The organism is Bacillus sp. TH25 (assembly GCF_016650935.1).
GTDB lineage: Bacteria > Bacillota > Bacilli > Bacillales > Bacillaceae_G > Bacillus_A > Bacillus_A mycoides.
In genome coordinates this window covers 149,914-162,735 of the sequence record NZ_JAEKEU010000039.1, presented here as the reverse complement: position 1 = coordinate 162,735, position 12,822 = coordinate 149,914, and the positions used below count along the sequence as shown (strand labels likewise).

The following is a 12,822-nucleotide window of genomic DNA, read 5'->3' as shown; positions in this document are numbered from 1 at the left end:
ATTTATAACTCCTTCCCAGGCTCTCCTGCTGGATATGGTGTTTTTTCTAATTGGTCACCAATCCATGAGTCACCATCTTCCCAAAACTCCTTTTTCCAAATCGGAACAATTTGCTTAATACGCTCCATAATATATTCATTCGCTTCATAAGCCTCTTTGCGATGAGGCGTTGATACAGCAACAACAACCGCTATATCAGAAATTTGCAGCGTGCCGATGCGATGCGTAATCGCAACATGTGTACCGGGCCACTTCTCCTTCACTTCTGACCCAATTTTCTGTAGCATCTTTTCTGCCATCGTCTTATAAGCTACATACTCTAAGTATAGTGTACGACGCCCTTTCGTAAACTCCCTAACTGTCCCGATAAATGTTGTAACAGCACCACATTCACGGCGAACTACTTTCTTTGTCACCTCTTCAATCGAGATTTCTGTATCAATTACTTCATAATACGTATTTATCATTTTGCACCCCTAGCCGTTTGTAAAAACCAGTCTATATACAATTTTTCTTCTGTTATATGAAATACTTTATATTCTTCTCGTACATTTGACGAAGCATCATACCACGTAATAACTGCCGCTATATTTTCTACTTTATGTAAAAGTTCAGCGTCTTCCGCAGAACGAAGTAACACTACTTTCGGATAGTTCTCAGCTTTATAGCCCTCTATTAAAATCGTATCTACTTCAAAAAATTCGTACAAGCGGATAATTTCTTGCAAGGACCATTCATCTCGCAAAGAGGACAAAGATAGTAATCCAGCACCTTCTACACTACTTACTACAGCACCAGCTTTTCTGTGTCTTTCACTATCTTTTTGCGCTACTTCAGGAAAGCCCCCGTGACCATGATGTTTAATTGTGGCAACCTTCATTTCTCTTTCAGTTAATGCATGCACCATCTTCTCTACAAGTGTTGTTTTCCCGCTATTTTGATATCCTACTATTTGTAAGATTGAAGAGGCTTTGCCCACGGCCAATCACTTCCCTCAGAGCATTCTAACAATAATACAGATACTTTCATTCCTGCTTCAAATCCTCTAGTTCCTCCAGGCAGCACGATAAAAGCATTTGCATCCGCAAGTGAAGAGACCGCACTCGATTTATCTAAACCGACTGGCATCGCTTGTAGTGCCCCATTAACAATACTCGCTTTCGCTCTTACAAAACGAGTAAACGGATTTGGTTTCGGAAAATCTTTTTGCAAAATAGCATCAGTTCTATATACGTGAGGCTCCTTCGCATGCAAATACGTTTTCATAATTGGATGTACAAATAATTCGAAACCTACATAACAAGCTGACGGATTACCTGATAAACCAAAGAGTAGCTTTCCATCAACTTCAGCTACTGTCGTTACACTACCCGGTCTCATCGCTATTTTATTAAAGAGTACATTCGCCTGTAACCTTTCATAAATAGCTGGCAAATAGTCGTAATCCCCTACTGAAACACCGCCCGTTGTAATTAAAATATCAACCTCATCCATCGCTGATTTAACGGCTGTAAAACATGCATCTAACTCATCGGCAAGTTGCCCATAGTAACGCACTTTCCCGCCAGCTTTCATAATTTGAGCGGCAATCATGTAAGAGTTACTATTTCTAATTTTCCCTGGCTCTAACGCCTCATGCACTTCTAGTAATTCACTTCCTGTCGTTACAATACCGACAACAGGCTGTTTTACAACTTTCACAGTGCTATATCCAAACGTCGCTAATAATGCGGCAACACCTGGATTAATTACAACACCTTTCTTAACGAGGACTTGATCTTGTTTGATATCTTCTCCTTTAAACGACACATTGTCACCGTTTTGGAAAGGACGTTTTAACTTCATATATGTACTTTCGTTCCTATCGAATCCTTCCGTCAGTTCTAGCATTACGACTGCATTGCAATCTTCTGGAATAGCTGCTCCTGTCATAATACGAACCGCCTGAAAAGCCCCTACTTCTTCCGTAAAAACAGATCCTGCTCCGATCTCTCCTATTACTTCAAATTCAATCGGCTGCTCTTGACTCGCTTCCTTCGTGTCTTCTGCTCGAATTGCGAAACCATCGTAAGGAGAACGATCAAAGTGAGGAACGTCGTGATCTGAGACAACATCCTCTCCAAGAATCCTCCCGTAACTTTCTGTAATAGAAACTTCTTCTACTTCACCATGCTTAGCATATTTCATAACCCGCTCTACAGCCTCAGCAACTTGAATCGGGATTCGTTTTTCTACCATTGTTTCTCACCTCATATTTGCAAAATATCTAATCTCGATTACACTTTATATATTAAATCGCAATTACTTCAAGGAGGAATTCCATGTCTTCATTCACACATTTCAACGACCAAGGGCGCGCTAAAATGGTTGATATAAGTGACAAAAAAATAACCGTTCGAACAGCAATAGCATGCTCGAGCATTCTCGTTACGAAAGAAATTTTTGATAAAATCTCACGCAACGAAATTGGTAAAGGTGACGTATTAGCTGTCGCACAAATCGCAGGTATTATGGCTGCAAAACGTACTTCTGATATTATCCCAATGTGCCATCCTTTATTATTAAAAGGTGTTGACGTCTCTTTCAATTGGAAACAATCAGAAGAACAATATCGACTACTTATTGAAGTAAAAGTTAAAACAGAAGGTAGTACCGGCGTTGAGATGGAAGCTTTAACAGCTGCTTCCGCTACCGCTCTTACTGTATATGACATGTGTAAAGCCGTTGATAAGGGTATGATTATTGGCGAAACGTACTTACTTGAAAAAACGGGCGGAAAAAATGGAGATTATATTAGAAATTCTTAATCCTACCTTTTCCATTTGAACCTAAAGGACTCTCCTTTAGGTTCAACCTATATATCTTGCATATAGTCGTTTTGCAACATTCATATCATTCGTACCATGAATAAACGCCCTACCATCTGTAAATAAAACAAAACGATATTCTTCCACCGGAAATGACAATAAATATGGCGTTGCTTTTACATCCACACTTTTTTGTAAGCGCTTTTTAATTTCTTCTAAATTAAAACCCTGACGCACACCTGGACGGATTTGAACTGTATTTCGCCCACATAATACTTCTGTTTTCGTTTGTGCTTCAAATGTTAAACTCGGATATGTACGTAACTTTCCACAAGATAAACATGTATCCTTTTTCTGCCTATTCACTTTAAATGCCATCTGTTGATTATTCCAAAGATCAAATGATAGCATCGTTTCACGAAGTGCCTCAAAATCTTCTACTAATATTTTCAAGGCTTCCGTTATTTGATGTGCAACTACTAATTGCACTGCTGGCTGTATAATACCGGCCGTATCACATGTCGCTCCGCTCGCTGGATGCTCCATTAAACATCGAAAACATGGCGTTTTTCCTGGCAAGATTGTATAAGTTACTCCGTAGCTTCCAACGCATCCTCCATATATCCATGGAACATTATACATTTGAGATATATCATTAATAAGAAGGCGCGTTTCAAAATTATCCGTCGCATCTAATATTAAATCTACACCTTTAATTAACTCTTCCATTTCTTGAACCGTTACATCAGTCACAACCGGTACAATTTCTACTTCGGAATTAATTGCCTTTAAATGTTCTGCTGCCGCTATTGCTTTCGGTTTATAATGCTTTGCATCTTCTTCTGTATATAATTGTTGCCTTTGTAAATTACTCCATTCTACATAATCACGATCCGCAATTGTTATTTTTCCAACACCTGCTCTAACAATTGCTTCTGCATTCGCTGCTCCAAGTGCACCAGCACCGATAACGAGCACATGCTTCCCTCTTATTTTCCGTTGCCCTTCTTCCCCAACACCAGAAAATAACATTTGTCTTGAATATCGCTCTTGCATACGACATCCCCCTTTCTTATCCTCCTATATAAGACATTTCAATTTTCGGACGATTTTTCGCACTTTCTTCTGTCCGTTCATCTGAATATCGATCTTTTCTATTCTCCCATACATATTGTATAGCTTTTAATAACTCATTATCCGAAAGGTTCTCCCTCAGAAGTTTCCTTAAATCCATTCCTTCTGTCGCAAACAAGCAAGTATAAAACTTTCCATCTGCCGAAATTCTTGCTCTCGTACAAGAAGAACAAAATGACTCAGAAACAGAGGTAATAAAACCAACCTCTACATTCGTTCCAACGTATCGATACCGCTTCGCAACCTCACCAAAATAATGAGCTTCAGCTGGCTCAATTGGATACACCCCATGAATCATATCAATTAATTCTCGTTTCGTAATAACTTGATCAAAATTCCATCCATTCGTACTGCCAACATCCATAAACTCAATAAATCTAAGTGAAATTCCTTGTTCTTTAAAATACGTAGCAACCGGAAGTACTTGATGATCATTCATTCCTTTTTTCACAACCATATTTACTTTCACTTCAAGGCCTGCTTCTTTCGCTGCCATAATTCCTTTTAACACTGGCTTCGTATTCATATTCCGGCCATTAATTGCGCGGAACACATTATCATCTATCGCATCCAAACTAACATTTACTCGGTGTAACCCAGCTTCTTTTAACGCCTTCGCTTGCTTCGTTAAATGAATCGCATTTGTCGTTAATCCTATATCTACTAAACCGTCAATTTTCACGAGACGTTCGATAAGTTTTGTTAAGTCCTTACGGAGCAAGGGTTCGCCACCAGTAAGTCTAATTTTCCGTACACCGATGCTAACAAATACTTTTGCTAATCGCTCTATTTCATCAAATGTCAGTAAAAACTCATCTTTCAAAAAAGCATAATCAGGACCAAACACTTCCGCTGGCATACAATACGTACACCGTAAATTACAACGATCAATGACAGAGATGCGTAAATCTTGAAGTGGGCGTCCGAAAAAATCTTTAACCTTCTCCTGCATCGCCACTCTCCCTTTCTGCCAAATTTATACCTCTCTTCATTCTATTATAATATATTTTCGAACTGCGATGTTTTTGCTAAGGTGAATAAAGTGAAACTTTACTAACCAATTAGACTATCTACAAATAACGAGATAAAAAAACCTTGAAACATAAAAGTTCCAAGGTTTTCTGCTTATTAACTTAATCTAATAATAGTTAGAGTAGCTCCTGGCATTGTTGTAGATAATGTAGCTATTGCAACTAATCCAAATAACTGCAGACTAATAGCAGCTCCAGCAGGCAAGTTAGCAATTATTGGTGCACTAAATGAACCAGTAGCCACTGCCGGGGAGTTTATCGTTCCCGCAAGCGGACTGCCATTTACAGTTATACGAGAACTTACAAGTAATCCTGCCGTTAAATTAATTGTATAGGCTATATAATAATTCCCTGCATTCGCAACTGTAAATACAGTATTTCCACCACTAACGGTTATTCCTGGTCCAATATTTTGATTGTTCGGTAATGGGATATTCGTACCACCTAATAAAACAGAAATAGCGGTTCCTGATGTATTATTCGCAAATGCATACGTTGCAGTTGTACTAACTCCAGTCACCCCAGTCACCCCAGTCGCTCCCGTGGCTCCTGTTGCCCCCGTTGGACCTTGAATTCCTTGTGAACCTGTCGCTCCTGTTACCCCCGTTGGACCTTGAATTCCTTGTGAACCTGTCGCTCCTGTTGCTCCCGTTGGACCTTGAATTCCTTGTGGGCCTGTCGCTCCTGTTGCTCCCGTTGGACCTTGAATTCCTTGTGGGCCTTGCGCTCCTGTTGGACCCGTGTCCCCGGTTGGGCCTTGTGGACCTTGTAAACCTTGCACCCCTTGCGGACCAGTTGGACCTATTTCTCCTTGCACTCCTTGTATTCCGGTTGGGCCTTGTGGACCAGTCGGACCTTGCACTCCTTGTATCCCTTGAATTCCCTGTGGGCCTTGTGCTCCGGTTGCACCTGTTGCCCCTTGTATCCCTTGTGGGCCTTGACCTCCTTGGATTCCTTGAGGACCTGTTGGACCTTGGATTCCTTGCGGGCCTTGAATTCCTTGCGGCCCTTGATCTCCCGTTGCTCCCGTTATACCTTGGATCCCTTGTGGACCTTGAACACCTTGCGGCCCGGTTGGGCCTATGTCTCCTTGTACTCCTTGTATTCCTTGTGGACCCTGCAACCCTGTTGCTCCGGTTGCACCAGTTACTCCAGTTGCTCCGGTCACACCCGTCGCCCCTGTTGCTCCCGTATCTCCTACTCCTCCCGTTACACCTGTCGCTCCTGTCGGACCAGGTGGTCCACCTGATGGACCTGTCACTCCTGTCGGACCTGATGGACCTGTTGGGCCAGTCGGTCCGGCTGGGCCTCCTGATGGACCAGTTACACCTGTTGGACCAGTTACTCCAGTCGCTCCTGTAGTCCCTTCCCCTGTCACCCCTGTTGTACCCGTATCTCCAGTTACTCCTGTCGGTCCTTGGATTCCTTGAATTCCTTGTGGGCCTTGCACTCCTTGCGGACCCGTCGGTCCTTGAATTCCTTGGATTCCTTGAACTCCCTGTGGACCCATTGGACCTGTTGGACCTATATCCCCTTGAGTACCTTGCACTCCTTGCGGGCCCTCTGGACCTGTTGCTCCTATATTCCCTTGAACACCTTGAACTCCAGTTGCTCCTTGTGCTCCGGTTGCTCCTGTTATACCTTGAATCCCTTGTATTCCCTGAATTCCTTGTGGACCTTCTGGACCTGTTACTCCTATTGGCCCTTGAATTCCTTGGATTCCTTGTGGGCCCTCTGGACCTGTTGCTCCAGCTGGTCCTGGCACTCCTTGGATTCCTTGCGGACCCTGAAGTCCTTCTGGGCCTTCTGGGCCTGTTGGTCCTATATCACCCATTGGCCCTTGAATTCCTTGGACTCCTTGTGAGCCTGTGTCCCCGGTTGGACCAGGTACCCCTTGTATTCCTTGTGGGCCTTGATCTCCTGTTGCTCCTGTTATACCTTGAGGTCCTATGGCCCCTTGTATACCTTGCGGACCTTGATCTCCAGTTGCCCCCGTTATCCCTTGAATCCCCTGAACCCCTTGGATTCCTTGTTCACCAGTTACTCCTGTCGGACCAGGAATACCTTGAATACCTTGCGGACCTTCTGGACCCGTTGGTCCAATTGGCCCTTGAACCCCTTGTATTCCTTGCAGGCCCTGTGCTCCTGTTTCTCCTGTACTTCCAGTAGGACCTGTATTTCCAGTCACTCCCGCACTTCCAGTTACTCCAGTATTTCCAGTCGCTCCCGTCGCACCTGTACTTCCACTCGGTCCACCTCCTGGCCCTGTCGCACCAGTTGCTCCAGTCGGACCTGGAGGTCCTCCAGATGGGCCAGTTATCCCTGTTGGACCTGTTATTCCAGTCGGACCACTAATCCCCTGACCAGTCGCTCCTGTTGCTCCCGTATTTCCATTCGGTCCTTGTGGGCCTTGTATCCCTTGAGTTCCTTGTATTCCTTGTGAACCTGTTGCTCCCGGTACCCCTTGCACTCCTTGAATTCCTTGAGGTCCCTCTGGCCCGGTAGCTCCAATCGGCCCCTGTAATCCCTGTATTCCCTGTATACCTTGTGCCCCAGTCGCTCCGGTTGGACCAATTGGACCTTGTAACCCTTGCACTCCTTGAGGTCCTGTCGCTCCAGTTTCTCCCTGTGGTCCCCTTAATCCTTGTGGTCCCTGCTGTCCTTCTGGTCCTGTTGCACCCATTTGTCCAGCTGGTCCTTGAATCCCTTGCACTCCTTGAGGTCCTGTCGGGCCCATCTCCCCCATCGGACCTTGAAATCCCCTTGGTCCTTGTGGGCCAGTCGGTCCTTGTGGACCGGTTGGACCAGTAATCCCAATGCCAGTAAATCCCGTTGGAACGGGGGGAAAAGTAGGTCCAATAAGATTCGGTGAAATTCTGAAATTAGAGTTTAATGAATTTTGTCTATCGCGCTCTTTCACACTTTCACCACCTACACACCATCTTTTTTACTTTAAACAAACCTCTTCTTCTTAATATGTATTTACAAAAACAATCTCAAAGACTATTTTTATTTTAAATAATAAAAACTCCCTTAATTCCTTAAGGGAGTCCAGCAACTGAATCCATATTATCTGTATTAGGGACAGCTTGCGATATACTCGACAAATTTGCACCTTGCCCCATATTTGTTCCCGTTACAGTACCAGCAGGGGTACCTCGTGTATAGGTTGTCGTCACCGAATCTCCCGGTTGTAAACAAAGCTTCGTCTCCGTCCCTATTACTGTAACAACGTCAATCCAAGTGCACCCCATTGAACCACTATACGATTTCGAAGCAGTAAATGAAGTATCACTCAAATTATCCCCTGTAAATATATTCCCAGTATTATTAACGATAATAAATTCTTTAATACGTGCAGGCATACTTACACTCTACCTTTCCTTTATGAACCTAATGTACGTGTACTCGTCGCTAATGGCGGAAGAAACACTGATGTTCTAATCACAGCTTCTGGCTGTCGTTTCCCATTTAAAAAAACAGCCGCACTCGATCCTCCAGCACCAGCATATATTTTTGCCACAGCTAAAGGTGCGATATTATAACAGTCGCCGACATTAACAGCTCCTGTATTATTAATAATTTTTACTTTACGCATGTTAATTCCCATTTCGCCTCCCCCTTTTGTATACTGTATGCAAAAGAAAAAAACTTGAAACAGACTCGTTTCAAGTTTTCGCAGCTACTTATTTAGTTTCGCCTTCATATTGAAGCATACCGCCAACCATATTCACCGTTTTAAATCCTTGCTCATTTAAATAATGGCATACATTTTCACTACGCATTCCCGAACGGCAAATAAAGATATATTCATTCTCTTTCTCAAAGAAATCTGCTTTATTTGGAATATCGCCCATTTTAATATGTACAGCTTCTGGAATTTTCCCTGCCGCTACTTCTTCATCTTCCCTTACATCTACTAAAAATAATGTTTCTCCATTTTCTAAACGCTCTTGCACTTCTTCTGTAGTAATTGTTTTTACTTCTGTCATATGTAGTTCCTCCTTATATACAATAAAACCTTCAGTTTCTTCTTTAAACAATCATTTCTCATCAATTTTAGCACGCGAAGGAAGGAACGCAAAGAATGGAACATTTATTTCTCAATTTTCCAGCAAAACTTATTCTTTACAAACATAACTGACGCATTGTATCCTCAATATACTTGTTTGATGAAAGGAGCCAGTTAAAATGACACTTTTTCTTTTCATTATGGGCATCATTTTCTTAGTTTCTGCAGTTATTGCTCTTAGTATGAAAAATAATAAAAAGATAAAATCCCCTCAAGAAATGTCATTCTTATTTCTATTACTTAGTATAGCTTTCTTCGGCTTATCAATCGCTACATATATTTTCCGTCTGCAAATCATGTAAAAAAAGGTGCCTACTATAAATCATGCACCTTTCCACATTAATTATTTCCTACACAAAACTAGATACTTTCCGGTTTAAAAACTCATAAATTTTCTTTTCAAATAAATGAACATCTAACGCTCCTGCCATATGCCCATTTATACTTTCTATCTCATATACTTCTGCGTACTTCCCTTGCTTTTGCAAAATATCTACCATTTTATAATTGTAACGAGGCGGCTGAAGTAAATCTTGTTTGCATGGAATCATGAGTACATTCGCTTCAACCTTAGAAAGAGCCTCTTCTAAGGTTGAAAATCCATGTGCAATATCATGTAATAAGACCGCTTTCGCAGTATACATCCATGAATTTGCATCTACTAAATCTATACTTTTACATGTCACTTTATTTATTTCTTTCTCAAATGATGTTAATGCAGAAAATTGTTGATAAGGTGCCATTTCTATACTGTTCCGCGGGAATGCCATTTCATAAAAATGTTCATCGAACGCGTTCATAAACATCATTCGATTCGCTAAATGAAGCCCCTTCGTTGGTTGTTCCTCTCCGTACTTTCCACCTTTCCAATTTGGATCAAGCTGAATTGCTTCAATCGCATTTTGCGCTACATTTCCCGACGTTATAATTGGATTTTGTGGATTCGTAATAACTCCAATCATTCGCTGCACCATATGAGGATAGTGGACAGCCCATTGCTGCGCAATCATCCCACCTACCGATGGGCCCATTACAGCATGTAGCCTAGCAATCCCCATATCTTTTATTAACTCATATTGCATACGTGCTACATCTAAAAATGTGAAAACTGGAAAATCCATCGCATACTCAAAACCAGTCATCGGATTTATCGATTTTGGTCCCGTTGTAATCACGTAGGGGTTCTTCACCTGTACATTACAAAGGTTATCAGTGCATATAACGAAATATTTATTTGTATCAATTGCTTTTCCAGGTCCAATTAATCCATCCCACCAACCAGCTTCCTCATCATGCTCTGTATATTTTCCTGCCGCATGACTTGTTGCACTAAAATAGTGACAAACCAAAATTGCATTTGATCTTGCTCTATTTAAAGTGCCATACGTCTCATACCCCATTTGAACAGGAATTTCCCTACCATTTTCAAACACAAACTCTTTTAAAACAAACTTCTCCTTTTTTACAATTTGCACAGACTCGCCTTCTTCCCGTCATATTATAAACTCCTTACTAAAGGATTTTTTCTACGGAAAGCATTCTCCTTCTTCTTTTCATAAATAAATGAATAATATACAAAAATAGCCACAAAATAGCACTATATTACAAGATCAAAGAGGGCATACATATGATTTGGAATTGGTTACGTAAGAAAAAAAACTCAAATACAGCAGATGCAAAAGAGACAAATGACTCGGAACAACAGCCTAACGAACAAGAGAACAATAACAAAAAGCAGACTAGAAGCATGAAACAGAGTAAAGATGAGAATAACCAACAAAAAAATACGGAACAAACTGAGGAGCCTTCTAAGCAAGACGAGGCTTCTCAAAACAAACAACAAGATGCTAAGCAAGACGAGGTTTCTCAAAACAAGCAGCAAGATTCCAAACAAGACAAGCCTTCTCAAAACAAGCAGCAAGATTCTAAGCAAGACAATTCTTCTCAAAACAAACAGCAAGGTTCTAAGCAAGATGAGGCTTCTCAAAACAAGCAGCAAGATTCTAAGCAAGACAAGGCTTCTCAAAACAAACAGCAAGGTTCTAAGCAAGACGAAGCTTCTCAAAACAAGCAGCAAGATTCTAAGCAAGACAAGGCTTCTCAAAACAAACAGCAAGATTCTAAGCAAGACAAGGCTTCTCAAAACAAACAGCAAGATTCTAAGCAAGATAATTCTTCTCAAAACAAACAGCAAGGTTCTAAGCAAGACGAGGTTTCTCAAAACAAACAGCAAGATTCTAAGCAAGACAATTCTTCTCAAGATAAGCAGCAAAGCTCTGGAAGTAACAGCATTTATGATTTTAGTAAGCCAAAAAAGGACCGCATTCATTCTCTACAAGACTTAATAACGAAGCTAAAAAAGTCTAGTGATTTTGTTAATTACCATACATCTGATGATGAAACGATGCCTTATTGGATTTCTTACTATCGCCCTTCACTTGATGGGGAGAAATTACAAAAATATTTAATGCCTACTCTTTTAGAACGACCTTGCGCTTCACTAGAAGAACTGAAAGAACATATTCCGATGAGTGGTATTACAATTACGAACGACTTACAAAAAATTGAGGACATGGTTTTAAAGGGACATGCGATTATTCAATTGAACCAACAAGATCAAAAATGTATGCTTGCAAACATTGCAATTGATAATTATCGTGCACCAACTCCTCCATTAAACGAATCAACCGTTATCGGGCCACAAGAAGGATTCGTAGAAGATATTGATACGAATATTAATTTAGTACGAAAACGTCTTCCTGTTTTAGATTTACACACAAAAGAGATGATTATCGGTGAATTTTCAAAAACAAAAGTTGTCATGATGTATTTAGACAACCTAGCTGAAAAAGATAATGTAGATTTTCTAGAGGAATCATTACGCGCTCTTGAATATGATCAAATTAATGATAGTGCTTATATACAAGAATTAATGGGTGAAAAGTCAATTTTCCCTCTCTATATAAATACAGAACGCACTGATAGGGTCACAAAAGCACTTATTGATGGGAAAATCGCTATTTTTGTTGATGGTTCTCCGAGTGTCCTATTAACACCTGTATCATATTTCGATTTTTTCATTTCGCCAGAAGACTATAACGTTTCTTGGCTGTACGCTACATTCTCAAGAATTTTAAGATTGATCGCTGTTCTATTCTCAATTTGTGCAACTCCATTATACGTTGCAGTTTTGAATTATCATTATGAATTAGTTCCGAGTGACTTACTTGAAACATTGATTTTATCAAGGGCTCAAGTACCATTCCCCCCTTTAATAGAAGCACTTTTCTTGGAACTTGCGATTGATTTATTAAGAGAAGCTGGCGCGCGATTACCTATGAAGGTCGGACAAACGCTCGGTATTGTAGGCGGTATCGTAATCGGGCAAGCGTCCGTGCAAGCTGGTTTAACGAGTAATATTTTATTAATTATCGTTGCCTTATCAGCGTTAGCTTCCTTTATTACGCCCATTTATAAAATGGGTAACGCCGTTCGTTTACTGCGTTTCCCATTTCTCGCCTTTGCAGAAATAGGCGGTCTATTTGGCATCTCTCTTGGATTTATCTTTTTATTTACCCATCTTTTCAGACTAACTTCTTTACGTAAACCGTACGCGCTTTTTTATCCAACTAGACAACAATCAATGAAAGATTCATGGATTCGTTTTCCATTAACGATGATTGATACAAGAGATGTACAAGCGAGACCACAGCATGTGAAAAAGTCAGCAAAAGGAATTTCAACAAAACATAGATCGGATTTTGATGATTAAGAAATG

At 40.9% G+C, this 12,822-nt stretch carries 13 protein-coding genes; 3 read left to right on the top strand and 10 right to left on the bottom strand.

All coding sequences use genetic code 11. From position 1 onward, the window contains the following. Window positions 1-2: 2 nt before the first annotated feature. The 3 genes from moaE to JFT89_RS24650 are packed head-to-tail and all read right to left on the bottom strand — an operon-like array spanning window position 3 to window position 2,238. Window positions 3-467 (bottom strand): molybdopterin synthase catalytic subunit MoaE, encoded by a 465-nt coding sequence (gene moaE, locus JFT89_RS24660; RefSeq protein ID WP_002129479.1) that lies wholly within the window; start codon window positions 465-467, stop codon window positions 3-5. After that, window positions 464-985 carry a molybdopterin-guanine dinucleotide biosynthesis protein B gene (gene mobB, locus JFT89_RS24655; RefSeq protein ID WP_002089067.1) on the bottom strand — a complete coding sequence of 174 codons (522 nt, stop codon included), beginning with the start codon at window positions 983-985 and terminating at the stop codon, window positions 464-466. The genes moaE and mobB overlap by 4 nt, the downstream gene beginning before the upstream one ends. Further along, window positions 949-2,238 (bottom strand): molybdopterin molybdotransferase MoeA, encoded by a 1,290-nt coding sequence (locus JFT89_RS24650; RefSeq protein WP_002067682.1) that lies wholly within the window; start codon window positions 2,236-2,238, stop codon window positions 949-951. The genes mobB and JFT89_RS24650 overlap by 37 nt, the downstream gene beginning before the upstream one ends. Window positions 2,239-2,321: 83 nt before the next feature. On the opposite strand from JFT89_RS24650, the gene moaC reads away from it, so the two are divergent. Then, the gene (moaC, locus tag JFT89_RS24645; RefSeq protein ID WP_016095969.1) at window positions 2,322-2,807 is read left to right on the top strand and encodes a cyclic pyranopterin monophosphate synthase MoaC; all 486 of its coding nucleotides are present in this window, start codon (window positions 2,322-2,324) and stop codon (window positions 2,805-2,807) included. Between the two features lie 42 nt (window positions 2,808-2,849). On the opposite strand, the gene JFT89_RS24640 is transcribed toward moaC, so the two are convergent. The 6 genes from JFT89_RS24640 to JFT89_RS24615 all read right to left on the bottom strand — a co-directional run bounded on the left by JFT89_RS24640 (window position 2,850) and on the right by JFT89_RS24615 (window position 8,964). Continuing rightward, a complete protein-coding gene (locus tag JFT89_RS24640; protein ID WP_002067678.1) occupies window positions 2,850-3,863 on the bottom strand; it encodes a molybdopterin-synthase adenylyltransferase MoeB in 1,014 nt (337 codons plus the stop codon). 16 nt (window positions 3,864-3,879) lie between these two features. Beyond that, entirely contained in the window at window positions 3,880-4,893 is a 1,014-nt protein-coding gene (gene moaA, locus JFT89_RS24635; protein ID WP_016095968.1) for a GTP 3',8-cyclase MoaA, read from the bottom strand. 176 nt (window positions 4,894-5,069) lie between these two features. Further along, window positions 5,070-7,892, bottom strand: a complete 2,823-nt coding sequence (locus JFT89_RS24630) for a BclA-related collagen-like exosporium protein (RefSeq protein ID WP_201040835.1) — start codon at window positions 7,890-7,892, stop codon at window positions 5,070-5,072. Between the two features lie 121 nt (window positions 7,893-8,013). Continuing rightward, window positions 8,014-8,337 (bottom strand): hypothetical protein, encoded by a 324-nt coding sequence (locus tag JFT89_RS24625; RefSeq protein ID WP_201040833.1) that lies wholly within the window; start codon window positions 8,335-8,337, stop codon window positions 8,014-8,016. Between the two features lie 20 nt (window positions 8,338-8,357). Then, a complete protein-coding gene (locus JFT89_RS24620) occupies window positions 8,358-8,582 on the bottom strand; it encodes a spore germination protein (RefSeq protein ID WP_002067672.1) in 225 nt (74 codons plus the stop codon). A 76-nt stretch (window positions 8,583-8,658) separates the two neighbouring features. After that, on the bottom strand, window positions 8,659-8,964 hold the full coding sequence (locus JFT89_RS24615; protein WP_016095966.1) for a rhodanese-like domain-containing protein: 306 nt from the start codon (window positions 8,962-8,964) through the stop codon (window positions 8,659-8,661). A gap of 199 nt (window positions 8,965-9,163) precedes the next feature. Between JFT89_RS24615 and JFT89_RS24610 the strand changes: the two genes are divergently transcribed. Continuing rightward, complete coding sequence (locus JFT89_RS24610) at window positions 9,164-9,346, top strand: hypothetical protein (protein WP_016095965.1); 183 nt, start codon at window positions 9,164-9,166, stop codon at window positions 9,344-9,346. Window positions 9,347-9,394: 48 nt separating this feature from the next. On the opposite strand, the gene JFT89_RS24605 is transcribed toward JFT89_RS24610, so the two are convergent. Continuing rightward, the gene (locus JFT89_RS24605) at window positions 9,395-10,519 is read right to left on the bottom strand and encodes a homoserine O-acetyltransferase family protein (RefSeq protein ID WP_016095964.1); all 1,125 of its coding nucleotides are present in this window, start codon (window positions 10,517-10,519) and stop codon (window positions 9,395-9,397) included. Between the two features lie 152 nt (window positions 10,520-10,671). Between JFT89_RS24605 and JFT89_RS24600 the strand changes: the two genes are divergently transcribed. Beyond that, window positions 10,672-12,816 carry a spore germination protein gene (locus JFT89_RS24600; RefSeq protein ID WP_201040831.1) on the top strand — a complete coding sequence of 715 codons (2,145 nt, stop codon included), beginning with the start codon at window positions 10,672-10,674 and terminating at the stop codon, window positions 12,814-12,816. Window positions 12,817-12,822 lie beyond the last annotated feature (6 nt).